At 37.8% G+C, this 17,526-nt stretch carries 15 protein-coding genes; 8 read left to right on the top strand and 7 right to left on the bottom strand.

Annotated elements, in window-relative coordinates; all coding sequences use genetic code 11:
• Positions 1-39 precede the first annotated feature (39 nt).
• Positions 40-960 carry a magnesium transporter CorA family protein gene (locus IV87_RS04505; RefSeq protein WP_057805885.1) on the bottom strand — a complete coding sequence of 307 codons (921 nt, stop codon included), beginning with the start codon at positions 958-960 and terminating at the stop codon, positions 40-42.
• A 163-nt stretch (positions 961-1,123) separates the two neighbouring features.
• Between IV87_RS04505 and IV87_RS04500 the strand changes: the two genes are divergently transcribed.
• From IV87_RS04500 to IV87_RS04475, 6 genes are all read left to right on the top strand, one after another.
• The gene (locus IV87_RS04500) at positions 1,124-1,867 is read left to right on the top strand and encodes a TerC family protein (protein ID WP_057805883.1); all 744 of its coding nucleotides are present in this window, start codon (positions 1,124-1,126) and stop codon (positions 1,865-1,867) included.
• Positions 1,868-2,341: 474 nt separating this feature from the next.
• Positions 2,342-2,662 carry a thioredoxin gene (gene trxA, locus IV87_RS04495; protein ID WP_057805881.1) on the top strand — a complete coding sequence of 107 codons (321 nt, stop codon included), beginning with the start codon at positions 2,342-2,344 and terminating at the stop codon, positions 2,660-2,662.
• 4 nt (positions 2,663-2,666) lie between these two features.
• A complete protein-coding gene (locus IV87_RS04490) occupies positions 2,667-3,557 on the top strand; it encodes a DegV family protein (RefSeq protein ID WP_057805879.1) in 891 nt (296 codons plus the stop codon).
• A 90-nt stretch (positions 3,558-3,647) separates the two neighbouring features.
• On the top strand, positions 3,648-4,463 hold the full coding sequence (map, locus tag IV87_RS04485) for a type I methionyl aminopeptidase (RefSeq protein ID WP_057805877.1): 816 nt from the start codon (positions 3,648-3,650) through the stop codon (positions 4,461-4,463).
• Positions 4,464-4,866: 403 nt separating this feature from the next.
• Positions 4,867-5,697: a glutamate 5-kinase gene (gene proB / locus IV87_RS04480; protein WP_057805875.1), complete on the top strand. Its 831-nt coding sequence runs from the start codon at positions 4,867-4,869 to the stop codon at positions 5,695-5,697.
• Positions 5,694-6,941, top strand: a complete 1,248-nt coding sequence (locus IV87_RS04475) for a glutamate-5-semialdehyde dehydrogenase (RefSeq protein ID WP_057805873.1) — start codon at positions 5,694-5,696, stop codon at positions 6,939-6,941. The genes proB and IV87_RS04475 overlap by 4 nt, the downstream gene beginning before the upstream one ends.
• Before the next feature lie 72 nt (positions 6,942-7,013).
• Here the strand turns inward: IV87_RS04475 and IV87_RS04470 are convergent, their stop codons facing one another.
• Positions 7,014-7,391: a VOC family protein gene (locus IV87_RS04470; RefSeq protein WP_057805871.1), complete on the bottom strand. Its 378-nt coding sequence runs from the start codon at positions 7,389-7,391 to the stop codon at positions 7,014-7,016.
• A 277-nt stretch (positions 7,392-7,668) separates the two neighbouring features.
• On the opposite strand from IV87_RS04470, the gene IV87_RS04465 reads away from it, so the two are divergent.
• Positions 7,669-9,216, top strand: coding sequence for an ABC-F family ATP-binding cassette domain-containing protein (locus IV87_RS04465; RefSeq protein ID WP_057805870.1), 1,548 nt, complete (start codon positions 7,669-7,671; stop codon positions 9,214-9,216).
• Positions 9,217-9,657: 441 nt separating this feature from the next.
• On the opposite strand, the gene IV87_RS04460 is transcribed toward IV87_RS04465, so the two are convergent.
• The 3 genes from IV87_RS04460 to IV87_RS04450 form a co-directional block, all read right to left on the bottom strand.
• Positions 9,658-10,722 (bottom strand): hypothetical protein, encoded by a 1,065-nt coding sequence (locus IV87_RS04460; protein ID WP_057805868.1) that lies wholly within the window; start codon positions 10,720-10,722, stop codon positions 9,658-9,660.
• Between the two features lie 177 nt (positions 10,723-10,899).
• The gene (locus IV87_RS04455) at positions 10,900-11,808 is read right to left on the bottom strand and encodes a proline-specific peptidase family protein (protein WP_057805866.1); all 909 of its coding nucleotides are present in this window, start codon (positions 11,806-11,808) and stop codon (positions 10,900-10,902) included.
• A 53-nt stretch (positions 11,809-11,861) separates the two neighbouring features.
• On the bottom strand, positions 11,862-12,416 hold the full coding sequence (locus tag IV87_RS04450) for a DUF2179 domain-containing protein (RefSeq protein WP_057805864.1): 555 nt from the start codon (positions 12,414-12,416) through the stop codon (positions 11,862-11,864).
• Between the two features lie 213 nt (positions 12,417-12,629).
• Here IV87_RS04450 and IV87_RS04445 point away from each other — a divergent pair, with 213 nt between their 5' ends.
• On the top strand, positions 12,630-13,367 hold the full coding sequence (locus IV87_RS04445) for a biotin--[acetyl-CoA-carboxylase] ligase (protein ID WP_057805862.1): 738 nt from the start codon (positions 12,630-12,632) through the stop codon (positions 13,365-13,367).
• A gap of 66 nt (positions 13,368-13,433) precedes the next feature.
• Here IV87_RS04445 and IV87_RS04440 read toward each other — a convergent pair whose 3' ends face one another.
• Positions 13,434-15,872, bottom strand: a complete 2,439-nt coding sequence (locus tag IV87_RS04440) for a Xaa-Pro dipeptidyl-peptidase (RefSeq protein WP_057805860.1) — start codon at positions 15,870-15,872, stop codon at positions 13,434-13,436.
• Positions 15,873-16,057: 185 nt separating this feature from the next.
• Entirely contained in the window at positions 16,058-17,461 is a 1,404-nt protein-coding gene (locus IV87_RS04435; protein WP_057805857.1) for an APC family permease, read from the bottom strand.
• Positions 17,462-17,526 lie beyond the last annotated feature (65 nt).

The raw sequence follows: 17,526 nt of genomic DNA, 5'->3' as shown, positions 1-17,526 counted from the left end.
GATAGCTCTATGAGTTAAATACGCTTTTTAATTCAAAAATTATTTTTTAAAAAAGTTATTGAAGTTTAAAACCAAAAGCACAATTAAAATTAAAATAATTGTAATTAGAATTGTGACCTCCCAACCGACTATTGAATGCTGGAAGGGAACCAAAACGTTTTGACCAAAAAAACCAAAAACAATCGAAGGAACAGCCAATACAATAGAAAAAACGGTTAAAAATTTCATTGTGTTATTCAAATCACTGTCCAAAATGTTTGAATTGGCATTGGCGACACGTTCGATAATATCAGTGGCTAACTGAGCCATTTCTTCACCTTGTTGAGATTCAACAATAACATCTTCGAGTTGTTCATGTTGATCTTTTGTCATTTGAATATCTTGCATACGATTCATGCTAGTTAACAATGCGTTATTAGTTTTTAGTGAAGTTAAATAATAAACCAAACTCGTTTCAAGATGAAGCATATCAGAGATAGAATGTCGTGAGATATGATGAATCATCGTTTTTTGAATTTGTTGTCGTTGTCGATTGATATTGGTAACAGCATCAAAATACTGAACAGAGAGTCGGTAAAGGGTGCGAAAAATAATTGTTAATGGCGTGACTTCTGTTTTGGCATGTTCAATGGCAGTAGTCAGTTGTTGGTTAAAGATGGTTTCAACAAATTCCGTTGAAGTTCGCGTAAAAGTTAAAATATAATCGTTAACCAACATAATGCCAATTGGTTCAGTACTGCCACTATCGGTAATATCCTTAGATAGGACATCAAAAATAATGAGAAAAATATTGGCATCGCGATCTGTTTCGATTCGTGCACGTTCATTCGGGTCAACGGCATAGCCTAACATTTCTTCAGTTACATGATAATGATGAATTATTTTTTCAATTTCAGATGGTGTTGGTTGGTTAATTGCCACCCATGTATGTTGTGAATTGATCTTTTTTTCAGAAATCATTTTGTTTCCTCGCTGAGAAGTTCTAAGTCCGTATAGGGTAATTTTAGTCCAATGCAGTGTCTGCGTCCATGTAAGGAAGAAAAGAAAGTTTAAATCGGTAAATATAATGAGTTGTTTAAGATGGATTGTGGTATTATTTTATCCATGGAAAGGAGCACCAGCGATGCAATTAATTTCAAAATTATACGGTCCTTTTTTTGACCCGCACAACTGGGAAACGGTGCTAACATCAAGTAATGATTGGATGATTATTTTATCTTTAGTCATGATCGAATGCTTGCTTTCCGTTGATAACGCAGTTGTTTTAGCAACTCAGACACAAGTCCTAACGAATTTAAAAGAACGTGAAAAATCATTGTTCTATGGACTTTGGGGAGCCTATGTGTTTCGTTTCTTAGTTATTGGAATTGGCACATATCTGATTCATATTTGGGAAATCAAAATAATTGGGGCGCTCTATCTTTTATATATGGTATATCGCTACTTTGCGCCCAAATCTAAAGAAAAAAAGCAACCTACTAATAATATGACTGTAAAAAAAAGAGGACATTTGTCGTTATTTTGGTCAGTAGTGATTCAAATTGAAATGATGGATATTATCTTTTCTGTGGATTCTGTTTTAGCATCGTTGGCAATTTCATCTAATCCTGTGATCGTTTTAATCGGTGGAATGATCGGTATTTTGTGTATGCGAGGAATTGCAGAAATTATTATGAATGTCATGCGAAAAATTCCAGAGTTGGAAACCATGGCTTATTTTCTGATTGCCATTATCGGTGTTAAACTCTTTGTTTCTATTCCAATGATTGGATGGGAGATTCCGTCAGGAATTTTTGCTTTAATCGTTGTGGCTGCTGTATTAATCACGCTGGTTGTACATTATTATCGTGTGAAGATTAAAAAATAAACAAATGCGGTCTCCTGGCTTAACTTTCATCTTTGTTATTTTGCTGAGGCTAAACGCCTGGCTACGCTCACTTTCTTTAAGACAGCTACACCAGGCAGCCACATCAAAATAAGCAAGATTCCCAGCGGGATACGATCCCGCTTCCATCTTTCTTATTTTGCTGTAGCTAAACGCCTGGTTTCACTCACTTTCTTAAGACAGCTACACCAGGCAGCCACATCAAAATAAGCAAGATTCCCAGCGGGATACGATCCCGCTTCCATCTTTCTTATTTTGCTGTAGCTAAACGCCTGGTTTCACTCACTTTCTTAGGACAGCTACACCAGGCAGCCACATCAAAATAAGCAAGATTCCCAGCGGGATACGATCCCGCTTCCATCTTTCTTATTTCGTTGTGGCTAAACGCCTGGTTTCGCTCACTTTCTTTACTATGCTATAATTCATTCATAAGCTTCATAAACGGAGGAAAACCACATGGCCGTTACCATTACAAGTTATAATATTGATCAAGAAACTGCCGATGGACTCGTTCTTGTTGATTTTTGGGCTCCTTGGTGTGGTCCTTGTAAAATGCTTGAACCTGTCTTAGATCAACTTGAATCCAGTTACGAAGGTAAAATTAAATTTGGTAAACTCAACGTTGATCATCAACAAGAAATTGCAGAACAATACAAAATCATGAGTATTCCAGCACTAGTGTTATTTCGTGATGGAAAAGCTGTTGAAAAGGTTACTGGATACTATCCAAAAGATAAGTTGGAAAAATATTTAGATTCAAAAGTGAAAACTAGGTGACAAAATGAAAATTGCGGTTGTTGTTGATAGTTCCGCTAATATTCCCGAAACGCTAGTTCAGCAGTATCATTTGGTTGTAATTAATCAACCAATTTTATTTGGTAATCATTTATATCGTGAAGGCGTTGATCTGTCAGTTGCTGACTTCTATGAAAAACTCAGAAATGACAAAACGGTTCCGACTGCTTCCCAAGTAGCAATGACAGAAATGCAAGGTGTCTTCACTAATCTAGCTAAAGAGGGATATGAAGCTGCAATTTGTGTGGGTGTTTCGGGCGGACTAAGTGGCTTCATTACCAATTTGAAGGCTTTTGCCCCTTCAGTTAAAGACCTTGATGTTTATGCGATCGATTCAATGATGGCCTGTGCAGCAGAGGGAAATCTTGCACTTTTGGCTGCAAAACTTGTTGAACAAGGAAAGTCTATTCATACCATTTTGAAACAAGTTGAGGCTCTCCAAAAAGCCACCACATTTCTGTTAATTGTTTATAATATGCGTGCTTTATCTAAAACTGGTCGTATCATGAGCCGTTCTCCATTGATTGGGGCTATTCTAGGAACGCGAACAATTTTAACGTTTAACGAAACAGGCAGACTAGCGCTGGTAACCAATGCGCATCATATGGATAATGCGTTTAAAAAAGTAAAATTAATGATGGATAAACAACTTTTAAATAATTCAGGTAATCAACGTATTAGTGTACTTGATGCTAATGATAGCGAGTTGAACAAACAGTGGCGTTTAGAGTTAGGCGAGCGCTATGGAAATGCTTTAATTGAAACAGGAAAGATCGGTCCGTTTATGGGCGTCCATACAGGTGAAAAATCAATGGGGATTGTTTGGGCACCGGACTGGCAGACGTTTGTTTCCAGTTCTGAAAGTACACAAAATTAGGTGACTTGGTTGAAAACATACAGACTAAACCAAGTGTTTTGACTTGTGCTAAGATAGAGTAGATGAATTAAAAAATTGGGAGATAGTGAAATGATCACATTAAAATCAGAACGAGAAATTAAAGGCATGCAAAAATCCGGTGCTGTATTAGCCGGGATGCATATTGGCTTACGAAACATTGTTAAGCCAGGAATTTCAAGTTGGGATATTGAAAAGTTTGCTTTACGTTATTTAGCTGAAAATAACGCTAAACCTGAAGAAAAAGGTTTTGAAGGTTATGAATATGCAACTTGTGTCAGCGTTAATAATGAAGTTTGTCACGGTTTTCCACGTAAAGATCTTCTTATTAAAGACGGCGATTTAGTCAAAGTTGATACAGTTGTGAGTGTTGATGGCTATATGTCTGATTCATGTTGGGCATACGCAGTGGGAAACGTCAGTGATGAAGTTAAAAATCTGATGGATGTGACCAAAAAAGCATTGTATCTTGGTATTGATCAAGCAGTTCCTGGTAATCGAATTGGGGATATTGGTCATGCTATGCAACACTACATTGAAGATGAACACGGTTATGGTGATGTGCGTGAGTTTGTCGGTCATGGTATTCAACCTACTATGCATGAAGATCCAATGGTCCCTGGCTATGGTGATGCAGGTCGAGGCTTGCGCTTGAAGGCTGGTATGACAATTACAATTGAACCAATGGTTAACGTCGGCGATTGGCGTTGTGACACGTCTGCACCAGATGGCTGGACGGTCACAACCATGGATGGCAGCTTAAGTTGTCAATATGAACATACATTGGTTGTCACAACAGATGGTCCAAAGATTTTAACTTCACAAGATCCTGAGTTTGATGCAAAGTACTTATTGAAACCAGATTTTGATGCTAAAATTTTAAAATAAATAGTGTAAGAAAAACGGTTAACTTTTGAGCATTAGTGTAAATTAATTCAATAATTTTTAAAAATTATTGAGTTAATTGGGCTAAACAACTAAAAGTGCCGTTTTTTTATCTAAAGATTGAAAGCACAAAAATGTATCTAATTGCCTGACACAAAAGTGTTCATGGTAACAAAATTAGACTTAAATGTCGTCTTCCAGACCAAGTGAGCTGCAGGACGGCGGTTAAACTATTTTTTGGAGTCTAAGTCGTTTAACAGCAGTTATTGAAGTAATTTTGATACTTTCAACTTTTAGTTTTTATTATAAAAAAGACGAATACTTGGACAAATACGTGAATTTCGGTATGATAGAACGCGTGTAGAATAATTATGAATTGAAACTTATAAAGTGAAACGGTGGCAACATGAATAAAAGAAATATAGATGCAAAACGAATTGTCATTAAAATCGGAACAAGTTCGTTACTGTATCAAGATACAAGTAAATTAAATTTGCGTGCGATTGAACGACTTGCTTTTGTGTTAAGTGATTTAAAGAATCAGGGTAAAGAAGTCGTTTTGGTTTCATCAGGTGCAATTGGTGTGGGAATGGGACGTCTTGGTCTCAGCAAACGGCCGGACACAATCCCTGCTCAACAGGCAGTTGCTTCAGTTGGACAAGGAGAATTACTTGGTATATATGAACGGGAGTTTCAGCACTATGGTAAATCAGTTGCCCAAATGTTGTTGACGCGGGATGTACTGGTTTATCCACAAAGTAAGAAAAATGTTTTCAATGCGTTTCAGGAACTTTTAAAGATGAACGTCATTCCAATTGTGAACGAAAATGATACTGTTTCTGTTGATGAATTAGATCACAAAACCAAATTTGGGGACAATGATCAGTTGTCTGCAATTGTAGCCAATCTCATTGATGCTGATTTATTGATTATGTTGTCAGACATTGATGGCTTTTACTCTGGCAATCCACTTTCAAATCCTAACGCCGAATTGTATCATACGATTACCAGTATTGATGGATCGGTGATTCAAGCCGCGGGTGGTGTCGGAACTAAGTTTGGAACTGGTGGCATGGTGACCAAACTTAAAGCGGCCAAACGTATTCTTAAAAATCATCAAAAAATGGTCTTAGCGAATGGTAAAAATCCGCGCATTATTTATAATATTTTAGCTGGTGAACCAGTCGGTACGCTCTTTGAACCAAAACAGGTTGTCACGAAAGAAGGATTAGCATGATCACATTAACGCAAATGGGCCAAAATGCAAAAGTGGCAGAACAGCAGCTTTCTCAATTGTCGACAATCAAAAAAAATCAAGTTTTAAAAACGATGGCATCCAAAATTCGAGAGAATAGCGCTGCCATTTTAAAAGCCAATGAAATTGATATGCATGATGCTCAAAATAACGGTGTTAGAAAAGTGATGCTGGATCGTTTGAAGCTTGATGAAGCGCGTATTAACAGTATGGCGGATGGCTTAGAGGAAGTCGCTGGTTTGGCCGATCCAATTGGTGAAGTTCTTAAAGGATGGACCACGGAAGCTGGTTTGGACATTTCACAAATCCGGGTACCAATGGGTGTAATTGGCATGATCTATGAGGCGCGTCCAAATGTCACCGTTGATGCTGCGGGATTAACGTTTAAGGCTGGTAGTGCGGTTATTTTACGTGGTGGAAAGGAAGCCATTCATTCTAATCAAGCGTTAGTAACTGCCTTGCGTGAGGCACTGACAAGTGAGCATGTTTTGGCGGATGATATTCAACTCGTGACAGACACTTCACATGAAACGGCTACTGCGTTGATGCAGTTAACAGAATATCTGGATGTTTTGATTCCTCGTGGAAGTGCCAAATTTATCCAAATGGTTGTTCAGAAGGCCAAAGTTCCTGTCATCGAAACTGGGGCGGGTAATTGCCACGTGTATGTGGATGAAGGAGCCGATTTACAAATGGCTACTAATATTGTTGTCAATGCGAAAACACAACGTCCTTCAGTATGTAACGCAATGGAAAAATTAGTCGTGAACCAGGCTGTAGCAGAAAAACTGTTGCCAATGGTTGCGCGAGCATTAAAGCCGTTTAATGTTGATTTACGTGGGGATGCACGAGCTAAACAAATTTTGCCAGAAATAAGTTTGGCAAACGATGATGACTGGGGAACCGAGTATAACGATTATATTATGGCAATTAAGATTGTTGATAATTTGGATCAAGCGATTGCCCATATTAACCGCTACAATACTAAACATAGTGAAGCAATTATCACCAATAACTACGCGCATAGTGAGCGATTCACCAAAGAAATTGATGCCGCTGTTGTATATGTAAATGCCTCAACACGCTTTACGGATGGGTATGAGTTTGGCTTTGGTGCGGAAATTGGCATTAGTACGCAGAAATTACATGCTCGTGGGCCGATGGGACTTAACGAAATCACGTCAACAAAGTATGTCATTCGTGGAAATGGTCAAGTTCGCAAATAAATTAAAATAAAAGCTTTTGGTTATAGTTAAGATTCTAACTTGCCAAAAGCTTTTTAAATACTTTAAACTGGTTTAATAATTACTAATTTCAATTAGATTATTGTCTGGGTCACGGACATAAACGGAAGTAAGTTTTCCGTGCGCACCAGTTTTTTGAACAGGGCCTTCAATAATATTAACGTAATAACTTTTAAGATGGTTAATAACTTCGGGAAGCTTGTCTTTTACAACAATACACAAATCGGCCGAACCGGGTGTGGGTTTGTTGGCAACTGGTTCATGAGGATGATCAACTAATTGAAAGTTGATTTTTTGCTTACCACAAAGAACTGCTTTTCGATCGCCGTCAAAAGTTAAAATGGGCATATCAAACACTTCATGGTAAAAACGTAAACTTTTTTCGACGTTGGTAACGGTTAAGACAATATGATCAATTTCGCGAACGTTCATGATAAAAACTTCCTTACTCAAATAAAATTGAATTAATTAACAATAGTATAGCATATTCGTTTCTTATGAATTTTTATCCTTTAAAACCTTAGTGAATTACATGATGAAGAATATACTAAAAACCTGTGTGTTGTTTGTTGTATCAATTAGAGTAAAATGTAAGCACTATCTATTAGAAATTGAAGCGTTCCCTATAAATCACTGCAGTTGACGGTATTTAGACCTTTGTGATACGGTTACTATTAGTCGATTTAGGAACGGATAGAAAGTGAGAATTATGAGTATATTAGCGGTGGAAAATTTATCGCATGGATTTGCGGATAAAAAGTTATATGAAGATGCGGGTTTTGAACTTAACAAACAGGATCATATGGGCATTGTTGGTCAAAATGGTGCAGGGAAAAGTACGTTAATTAAAATTTTAACCGGTGCAATTTTACCTGATGAAGGTAGTGTAAAATGGCAAAATAAAGTCACTTATGGGTATTTGGATCAGTATGCTGATATTCCAGACGGAGACACGCTCTATCAATTTTTAACCACAGCGTATGCCCGTTTATTTGAGTTAAAAGACAAAATGGATCAATACTATGCTGATTATGCCGAGAAGCTAGATGATGAATTGTTGGAGCGGGCTGGTCGAATTCAGGAAACGCTCGAAGCTAATAATTTTTATGAAATTGATACGGAAATTGCACACGTGATGACCGGCCTTGGGTTAGATGATATCGGTAGAGACCACATTGTGAGTGAAATGAGTGGCGGACAACGGTCAAAAATCATTTTGGCCAAATTACTTTTACAAAATCCTGATGTGTTACTTTTGGATGAACCGACAAACTATTTGGATACAGCTCATATTGAATGGTTGGAAAACTATTTAACCAACTTTGCTGGTGCATTTATTGTCATTTCGCATGATTATGATTTTTTGCAGGAAATTACTAATTGTATTTGTGACGTGGCTTTTGGTAAAATCACGAAGTATCGTGGTAATTTTAAAGCGGCAATGAAACAAAAGGATGCGCGTAAAGAGTCTCAATTAAAGGCTTTTGAAAAACAGCAAGTTGTGATCGAAAAGGCTGAAAAGTTCATTCGTAAAAATAAGGCTGGTTCGCATTCTACGATGGCAAAATCACGAGAAAAAATGTTGTCTCATTTAGATAGGATTGATCCACCAAGTGAAAATCTGCGGTCGCATTTTGATTTTCCTTATCTTGAAACGGGTTCTCAAAATGCAGTGGCTGTGAAAAATCTGGCGGTGGGTTATGGAAAACGTCAATTACTTGAGCCTGTGACGTTTAGCTTAACGGCAGGAGAAAAGATTGCTTTTTCTGGTTTTAATGGAGCTGGAAAATCAACGTTAATTAAGTCTATTTTGGGAAAAATTCCGGCTTTGAGTGGAACAACTGTTTTTTCACCGTCTGCTAAAGTTAATTATTTTAGCCAGGAATTAATTTGGGATAATCCAGAATTGAATCCGTTGGAAACGATTCAGGATAAGTATCCAACGATGTTGCCAAAGACAATTCGAACGAAGCTCGCAAAATGTGGAATTAATGCGGCGGATACGCAGAAACCGATGCATATTTTGAGTGGTGGCGAACAGACGAAGGTTAAACTGTGTTTGTTGGAATTGGTGGAGTCCAACTTTTTGGTGATGGATGAACCGACGAATCATTTGGATGATGAGACAAAGGCGGCGTTGAGCGAGGCGTTGCAGCGGTTTAGGGGTAATCTGATTGTTGTGAGCCATGAGGATGGTTTTTATACGAATTGGATTGATAAGGAATTGAATGTTGAAAAGTTGAGAATGGACAAATAAAAGAGTGCTAAGAGGAGCGTTTAGCTTCCGAGTATAGCCTAGGAACCCCAATGATTCGGTTTAGGAATCGTTGGGGTTTCGTAGCTAAACGGAGGAAGCTGCTCCTCTTAGCACGTTTCAGCTATAAATATAGACAAAGGCAATACCTATAAATCGTTGGGTATTCCACTTTTAGGAAGATTATTAGTAAAACCCACTAATAATCACTAATGTTCCATACGATGTCTATTCTTGTGGCGGCAGTTCGCACCGCAAGAACTGGCAACCGGAGGAAGTTGCTCCTCTTAGCACGTTTCAGCTATAAAAATAGACAAAGGCAATACCTATAAATCGTTGGATATTCCACTCTTAGGAGGATTATTAGTAAAACCCATTAATAATCCGCAATCGTACCATACTCGATTCATTTTTTAATTATCAGATACGAAAAGGTCAGAAAAATTATATTTTTCTGACCTTTTGTGTTATATAAATTGAAGCATTAGGGTTCACGGTGCGTGCTCGAAAATAACCTTGACCAGTTGCACAGATGAACAGACTTAAAATAAGCAAGGAGCTAATCATTGGCTTTTTGAAAGCTTTTAAATAGATTTTTTTATTATTTAGATGAGTCAATGTGATCCAAAAATTAATCAGTATCTGCGGAAGAACCCAAATTAAAGCAAAATTTAAAAACAGAATTAAGCATTGAAAAGAATTAGGCAAGATAAATGAAACTGACGATATTCTTATCCCTCCCGAATTGTCAGAATAGGGTAAAATAATCAGAGAATCTTGAATAGCTTTGTGGTGATAAAAATTCCTAGGAACTTCACGGACAACTCTTTGTGTAACGCCCAAATCGTTTTGAAAACGAAAAGTTAGCTTATTTGTGGTCGTAGAAAATGTGCCATGAGAAGTTACCGATCTACTTGTGGTTTGCTTTCTTGCAATAACTTTAGCAGTTGTTGGAACTGTGCGGGTTTCGGACTGAAAATGATCAAAGGCTGATGGTTCAAGGTAATTCGTGTAGCTCCAATGTGTCACCCCAATTACTAAGATGATTGTTGTCATCATTAAATCCACACGAATTAAATGTTGCATGACAGCTGAATTACCTAATCGGAAATAAATTAAACATTTTAAGATAAGCCTAATCGAGTAACTGATGATGATTAAAAGAGAGCCACCAAGAAAAAGTGGTAATAATTGCCAGTCAACTTTTAAGGCTTTAACTGCCAAACGATCATCGGCTCTGTGATAAATATTTCTTGTGATCGATAAATTGGAGGAGTTTTCCCAAGCCTGGTAGTCCTTTTTTGTCAGTTCAACTTTATGGTTGTCTGAAGTCTGTCCTTCATAGGCGGTAACTTTTCCGAATCGGTTTTGAATGACCGTAACTCGATTAATAGTTTTGGATCCTACAAAATGAATGTCTTGAAAATTACTTCGACAGAGAAATAATCCAAAAATGGCAAAAGTCATGCAAATTATGTAAGTAAATTCTTTTTTTAACTTTGTTGACATAAGTAAAATCCATCACTTTACTTGATTTATAAGTTAATAAAAGTTTAGCATAATTTTGTCTATAAAACTCGACTATTTTAGTAAAAAACTACCGATTTAGACAAAAAAGCTGAAATTAGGTTCACATTAATGAAAAGTTCATTAATGAAACGTAATTTCAGATTTTTTAGTTTAGCTTTAGAAATTGCCGTTTTCGACATCACGAAGATAGTCAGCTAAATGTTTAAAGTAAACAGGTGCATTATCAATCATGTGATGGTGGCCACCGTTTGGCGTTGTAACTAACCGAGAGTTAGGAATTTCTTGTGCCATGCGTTGTGCAGACTTTAATGGCATAGTTTCATGTTCCCCAAAAGTTAATAAAGTTGGTACATTAATTTTGTGGATTTGATCACGAATGTCCCATTCTTTTAATTTACCAGTTACAACAAATTCATTGTCACCTTGAAAGGCATTGTAAACAGGAATTGCGGTAGTATCCACTAAGTGTGAGATTGCTGGTGGCTGTTTACGATCAACATAGCCACGATTCAAAACTTCAACCAGTTCTTGGTAACGGTCATTGTGCCAGTCACCATTTTTCTCACAATCACGCATGAACTGAGCATCTTCAGGTGAGAGTGCCTCATCACGAATGTCATCCTGATGTTCCAAGTATTCATCGATGTTATCGACCATACTTGAAATAATGGCACCCTTCAAATGACTACCGTACTTTAGCGCATAAAGCATGGTTAAGGCACCGCCCCAAGATTGACCAATTAAATAAAAATGATCAATGCCAAGTTTTTGACGAACTTCTTCAACCTCATCCAAGAAATAATCGTAGGTAAGGTACTTGTCAGCTATTTTAGGATCAGAATAATCAGGTTGATCGGAGTACCATGAACCTAATTGATCGTAGTAATGAACTTGAACGTCTAAACCTTGTTTTTTAAGCTCATCATGAAAGTTTTCCCAATATTCATGATTGCCACCAGGGCCGCCATGCAAGGCAAGCAAATGAATTTTACTATCTTCGCCGTCTGTATGTGTCCATAAATGATAACCGTTATCTAATGTGATAATTTTTGTTCCTTGTTTCACCAGATCACCCTATTTCGTTTTAGTTAACCCTTATTCTAGCAAAAGAATCCTAACTACTCAATGTTTCGATCTCGATTTTGTATACGTCTTCGCATGGTTTTGCGCCAAAAACCTCCTTTAATAAATTTAGGTTCGTAAGAAATAATGAACGCATCGGGATTATTAGCTTCGATAAAGTTGTAAAGATGTTGTTCACGTTTTCTTGGAGTTAAAATTTCAAATTCTAAACGCGCACCTTCGCGACCCTGCGCATTTTTTACGGTAACGCCATAACCTTCTTCACGAATGTTCTCTGCGAATTTCTTGCTTTCATCAGTTTTAGGGAGAATAACGTTAACGTCTAATAAACCTAAACGCAACTTGTCTTCCAACCAAGTTCCAAAATAAATTCCGGTTGCATAACCTAGTGCGTAGGCAGCAACATTCCAAACATTGTTTAATTTGCTTAATACTAAACTTAAGCCCACAACGTAAGTTACAATTTCAGCAATCGAAAGCAATGAAGCCCAAAATTTATATCCCTTCATTTCTAAAAGCGTTCGAATTGTGTTCATAGTGATGTACGCAAAACTTAATGCAAAAATGAGGGCAATCAAACCAAAATTCATGATGAAACCTTCTTTCTTCAAAGATTAATATGGTGCAGTATAACAAAAACAACAATAACATAGCAAGAAAGTAATTGAAGATAAAAAATTATGTTTAACTTGTTCTAGTGTTCATCAATTGGTAAGATTAACACAAATTAGGAACAGGAGACGGTTATTATCAAATTTGATTCGAAAAAGATTGAAAGTAATTTATCAATCGCAGGGTTATCGGTGCAATTTCATACTTTTGATCAAATTGATTCCACGAATGCGGAAGCTAAACGAATAGGTCAGCAAATTGACACTTTCAAGCAGCCACAGGTATTTATTGCTAATCATCAGACCGGGGGATATGGGCGATTGAGTCGCGATTTTTATTCGCCTAAGGATACGGGATTGTATATTAGTTTTTTGATTCCGACGACGGGCGCAGAATTTAATCCCGGGTTACTAACTACAATGACCGCGGTGGCTAGTGCTGAAATAATCGAAAAGTTCTTTTCAGTAAAATTGTACATAAAATGGGTGAATGATTTAATTTTAAATAATCGCAAAGTAGGAGGAATTCTTGCTGAAGCCATTACGAATCCCCAGACAAATCAAATTACAGGTGTGGTTATTGGCATTGGTGTAAATCTTAACACCCAAAAGTTTCCTGACGATATTAAACAAATTGCAGTTTCATTAAGCGATCAGGTAGATAGTCAAAACCAAACTGATTTTGTTAGTGAGTTTATTATTAATTTCTTTAAACATTTAAATACCTATCAAACAGCAGATTTTATGAAACAATATCGAGAGAAGTCATCTGTTATAGGTAAGCAAGTGCGAGTTCAGTTACAAAATCACACCGTGACTGGGATGGTTTCGGATATTGATAATGAGGGGGCGTTAATTTTAAAAACGAATCAACAAGAGTTAAAAATTACAAGTGGCGAAATTGTTCATGTACGACCGATAAATGGCTAAATTAAAAAGATTGAAGAAAAATTTTTCTTCAATCTTTTTTGAAACCAATGTAAGTGGTTAATTAAATTATTTAATCGGTAAACTCATTTTGCACTTGTTAATTTGTAGAGAGTATTGCAACTCTTGGTTACCACGGACCGTTGTGCCAAAATCAGTTGCGTAAACAACTAATCCAAGTTGATGGCCGGCTAATAAATGATAGAAGGTCGGTTGAAGTTCCACAGTCAAATCATAAAAGTCATTGGCCTTTAATTCATCTACTTGATAATTATTGTGTCGATTTTGTAAATTAATATGACCGTTTGTAATCATCTTCCAAGGAGTAGTTTCCTTTTGTAAGGTAAACTCACGTAAATTATCTCTACGCCAGTCATATGTGCCACTTAATGCTTTAGACGCGAGAATTGTTGGGCTAACGGTCAAACGCTTGGCATCCCCATAATCCACTAGCTGGAAGCTTAACATCCCAAATGGCTCATTAACGGCTACTCTAATCTGTAGTTGAACGCGACCATCAATGTAAGTATCTTGATCATACTGACTTGTCTTGAAAATTAAGCGATTGTCGCGGAGACGATTTTCACCAGTTGTGTCATGGTTAGTGGTTAATAAATCACGTTCCCAAACATCAAGGTGCTTTTTGTAGAAGTCAAATGTTTCTGGATCAAGATGGTCGCTAAACGAAGCGGCAGCAGTACGAACAGGAACCGTTTCAGGAACCAATTCTTTAGCCTCAAAATTGAAAATTTGGTGACTATCTTTGGGTGATTGCCAATCCTCATAAGTATGCCAAGTTTCTGGTTGGGTATTGTCCTGAATTAAAACGTCTGGTAATAATTCTTTGGCGTGATTGTCAATACCAAATAATTCATGACTGAACCAAAGATTCATCATATCGGTGAAGTCCAAGGAACGAAAAGCATTGATGTAAATGTGCTGACCTTGATGCAAAATAAGTTTCTTAGCTACCGGAACGTCGCGGAGTGCATTCCAAAGATTACCAACGTTTCGTGGTTTAACGTTCCAATCGTTTAAACCGTGAACCATAACCATATCAGCTTTGATATTTTTGACGTTATTCAAATAATTTCGATCATCCCAATAGTGGCTGTAGTTACCAGTGTTGCGATCTTGATCTTTAGCCATAATGGTTAAAACTTGATCAAAGTATTCCTTGATTTTAAGATAATCGCCGGGGTTTTGCATGCGACTAAAAACTTCAGTTGCCAAAACGTCCATGTCTTCACCTTGGAAAGTATTAGGGGCGGCAACCAAGCCACCATCGCGGTAATAGTCATACCAACTTGAGATGGCTGCCTCGGAAATGGCTGTCTTTAAGCCCTCAACACCGGTTGTGGCTGCAGCAGTTGCTAACGTACCTAAATACGAGCGCCCAGTCATCGCAATTTTGGCGTTGGACCACCAAGCTTTGATTTCAACATTGTCAGTTTTATTGGTAAAGGCAGTACGATTGCCAGCTAACCATTCAATGACAGCAATAGTTGAAACAGTTTCGGAAACAGCACCGGTATCACGAATTCCGTCAGAATCTTTGGTACCAATTCCGGCTGCGTAAACAACGGCAAAACCACGAGTCAAAAAGTAGTCGTTGAGTGTATAAGGAGCCTCCATCGCAAAGGTTTCGTCAGCTTCTTTTTGTTCGCCAGCTATTTGACGTTTAGCAGGTAATGGTGCTGACTTTTCAGCGTAATGAATATCCTTATAATTGAGTTGATTAGGTTCCTTAGCCTGCAATTTGACATCTACATTGTGCATGGCAGCATCACCAGCTTCGTCATTGATGCCTTGATTATAAGGACTGGCCGTATACAAAACGGGAGCCTTGTAGCCCTGTTCAGTTTGCTGTGGACGAAGAATTTCTACCTTGAGTAAATCGCGCTTACCATCTTGATCGGTGTCTAAAGGTGCTTCAACGTAGACCACATCGCGAATTAATTGGTGGGGATCAAAGACTGCTTGTGCCTTGCCGTTAAAGAACAAAGGTTGAGTAGTTTGCTTATAAAATGACACAAAATAACCATCTTGGGTTAACTTATCTAAATAAGTTTGGCCGTTTTTGGTATGTGTGCATAGAAGTAGATACCAGGCATGCAATAAATCGGCCTTAGATTGGATGGGGTCGGTAATAACAGGCAACTGAATCTTCTTCATGGCTGTTAATGGCTCAGTGAGTTTAAAGTCACTGTCCACATCAAATTGAAGCAGTTGTAAAGCCACGCAATAAAAGATTTCATTAGTAAGTGGTTGCTGACTTTCAAGGAAATCACCTAGAGCAACTGTGGGAGTTGCCAAGTAATTGTTCAATTTTTGTTTAAAAACTGTTTCGCTTTTTGCTTCTAAAATTGTTTTGTGTAGTAGAACTTTCCAAACTGCAAGTGGATCGTCCAAATTATCAATTGAAGCATCAATGAAGTGAATCGCACGCAATTCTTTGAGCTCTGTGGCTGAATCCACTGTTTCAATAGCAAATTGATTATTTTTCATAATATAAAACCTCCGAAAAGTTGTATGGCACCAATTATACGCTAACTGATGAAAACATGTTTTGAAATTGTCATAAGTCTCGTAAATAAACGTATTTGGTCTAAGTTTTGAATTTGATGGTTATAAAAACGCAGGATAAAAGGTATTTACAAACTACCTATTATTCTGCGTTTATTCGTTCTTATTTATTTTTGTGTGTCATCTTTTTGTGCCAACTGGCTGTGATGAATTCCGTAAGTAAAGTAAATCAATAAGCCAAAAGCAAACCAAATTATGGAAGCAATCCAAGTTTCTGCTGAAAGAGTAGTCATTAGGAAAATACATAACAATCCAGAAATAATAGGTAAAACTGGATAGAAAGGAACTTTGAATCCGTGATTAGGAATATCTTTTCGTTTACGTAATGGGATAATTCCGAATGAAACAACGGTGAAGGCAATCAACGTACCAATATTAACTAGGTTCGTTAATTGATCTAAGGGAACTAAACCACCCAAAATGGCAATAACAATCGTAACAATTGTCATGGCGTGGAGCGGTGAATGATTAGCACTAACTTCGCCAAGCACTTTAGGTAAAAGCCCATCTCGACCAGTTGAATATACAAGTCGAGAACTACTATAAATCATGGTGACCATCATGGTGGTCATTCCAGCCAAGGCACCTAACGAAAGCAAGCCGGCCATCCAGTTTTGGTTAACTGATTGAAGTGCAAAGGCAACGGGATCAGCTACGTTTAACTTTGTAAAGGGAATCATACCAGTTAAAACAATTGAAACTCCAATATATAAAACGGTCGCAATGATTAATGTACCAATGATACCAAAAGGCATATTGCGATCAGGATCCTTTACTTCAGCAGCAGAAGAAGATACGGCATCGAAACCTAGGTAAGCGAAGAAGACGGTTGACGCACCTTGAAACATGCCTTTGACACCAAATGGTAGGAAAGGATGCCAGTTTGCTGGTTTAACATAAAAGGCACCAACAATAAGGAATAAAACAATGATTGCAATTTTTACAATAACCATAATGTTGTTGATACGAATTGAAGATTTGAGACCCTTTGATAAGAAAAAGGCGATTAGACAGACAATGATAATGGCAACAATGTTGATGTATGTGCCATGAGCGGGATCAAAAGGTCCTGATAATGCCTGGGGAATGTGAATGCCAAATCCAGAAATAAAAGAACTAAAGTAGGCTGACCAACCAGTTGAAACGGCCGCGACGGCGAGAACGTATTCCAAAATCAAGGCCCAACCGAGGATCCAACCGATCAGCTCACCGAAAATGACGTTGCCATATGAGTAAGCACTGCCGGCAACTGGTAGGGCGGAAGAGAACTCTGCGTAACACATGGCGGCGATGGCGCAGACAATGCCGGCGACTACGAAGGAAAGAATGATGGCGGGGCCGGCTTTGGTGGCGGCAACGGTACCAGGTAGGATAAAGATACCGGTACCAATGACGGCACCGATTCCGAGGGCAATGAGATCGCCACCGGAAATGGTTTTTTCAAAGCGATTGTCGCGTTCAATGTAACGATCACGACTTTCTTTGCGGAAAATACGTCCGCGTAATGACATAAACAACACTCCCTAATATGTAAGTGAATCAATTTAACCTGAAATATTCATAAAAAAAGAACTAA

Origin of the sequence: Pediococcus ethanolidurans, assembly GCF_001437405.1 — a bacterium.
Classification (GTDB): domain Bacteria; phylum Bacillota; class Bacilli; order Lactobacillales; family Lactobacillaceae; genus Pediococcus; species Pediococcus ethanolidurans.
Note: the sequence above shows the minus strand (reverse complement) of the source record. Positions and strands in the feature narration are given on the sequence as shown.

Bases quoted from the DNA above. Each gene is read 5' to 3' on its own strand.
- IV87_RS04505 (WP_057805885.1), bottom strand. From the start codon at position 960: ATGATTTCTGAAAAAAAGATCAATTCACAACATACATGGGTGGCAATT.
- IV87_RS04500 (WP_057805883.1), top strand. From the start codon at position 1,124: ATGCAATTAATTTCAAAATTATACGGTCCTTTTTTTGACCCGCACAAC.
- trxA (WP_057805881.1), top strand. From the start codon at position 2,342: ATGGCCGTTACCATTACAAGTTATAATATTGATCAAGAAACTGCCGAT.
- IV87_RS04490 (WP_057805879.1), top strand. From the start codon at position 2,667: ATGAAAATTGCGGTTGTTGTTGATAGTTCCGCTAATATTCCCGAAACG.
- map (WP_057805877.1), top strand. From the start codon at position 3,648: ATGATCACATTAAAATCAGAACGAGAAATTAAAGGCATGCAAAAATCC.
- proB (WP_057805875.1), top strand. From the start codon at position 4,867: ATGAATAAAAGAAATATAGATGCAAAACGAATTGTCATTAAAATCGGA.
- IV87_RS04475 (WP_057805873.1), top strand. From the start codon at position 5,694: ATGATCACATTAACGCAAATGGGCCAAAATGCAAAAGTGGCAGAACAG.
- IV87_RS04470 (WP_057805871.1), bottom strand. From the start codon at position 7,391: ATGAACGTTCGCGAAATTGATCATATTGTCTTAACCGTTACCAACGTC.
- IV87_RS04465 (WP_057805870.1), top strand. From the start codon at position 7,669: ATGAGTATATTAGCGGTGGAAAATTTATCGCATGGATTTGCGGATAAA.
- IV87_RS04460 (WP_057805868.1), bottom strand. From the start codon at position 10,722: ATGTCAACAAAGTTAAAAAAAGAATTTACTTACATAATTTGCATGACT.
- IV87_RS04450 (WP_057805864.1), bottom strand. From the start codon at position 12,416: ATGAATTTTGGTTTGATTGCCCTCATTTTTGCATTAAGTTTTGCGTAC.
- IV87_RS04440 (WP_057805860.1), bottom strand. From the start codon at position 15,872: ATGAAAAATAATCAATTTGCTATTGAAACAGTGGATTCAGCCACAGAG.
- IV87_RS04435 (WP_057805857.1), bottom strand. From the start codon at position 17,461: ATGTCATTACGCGGACGTATTTTCCGCAAAGAAAGTCGTGATCGTTAC.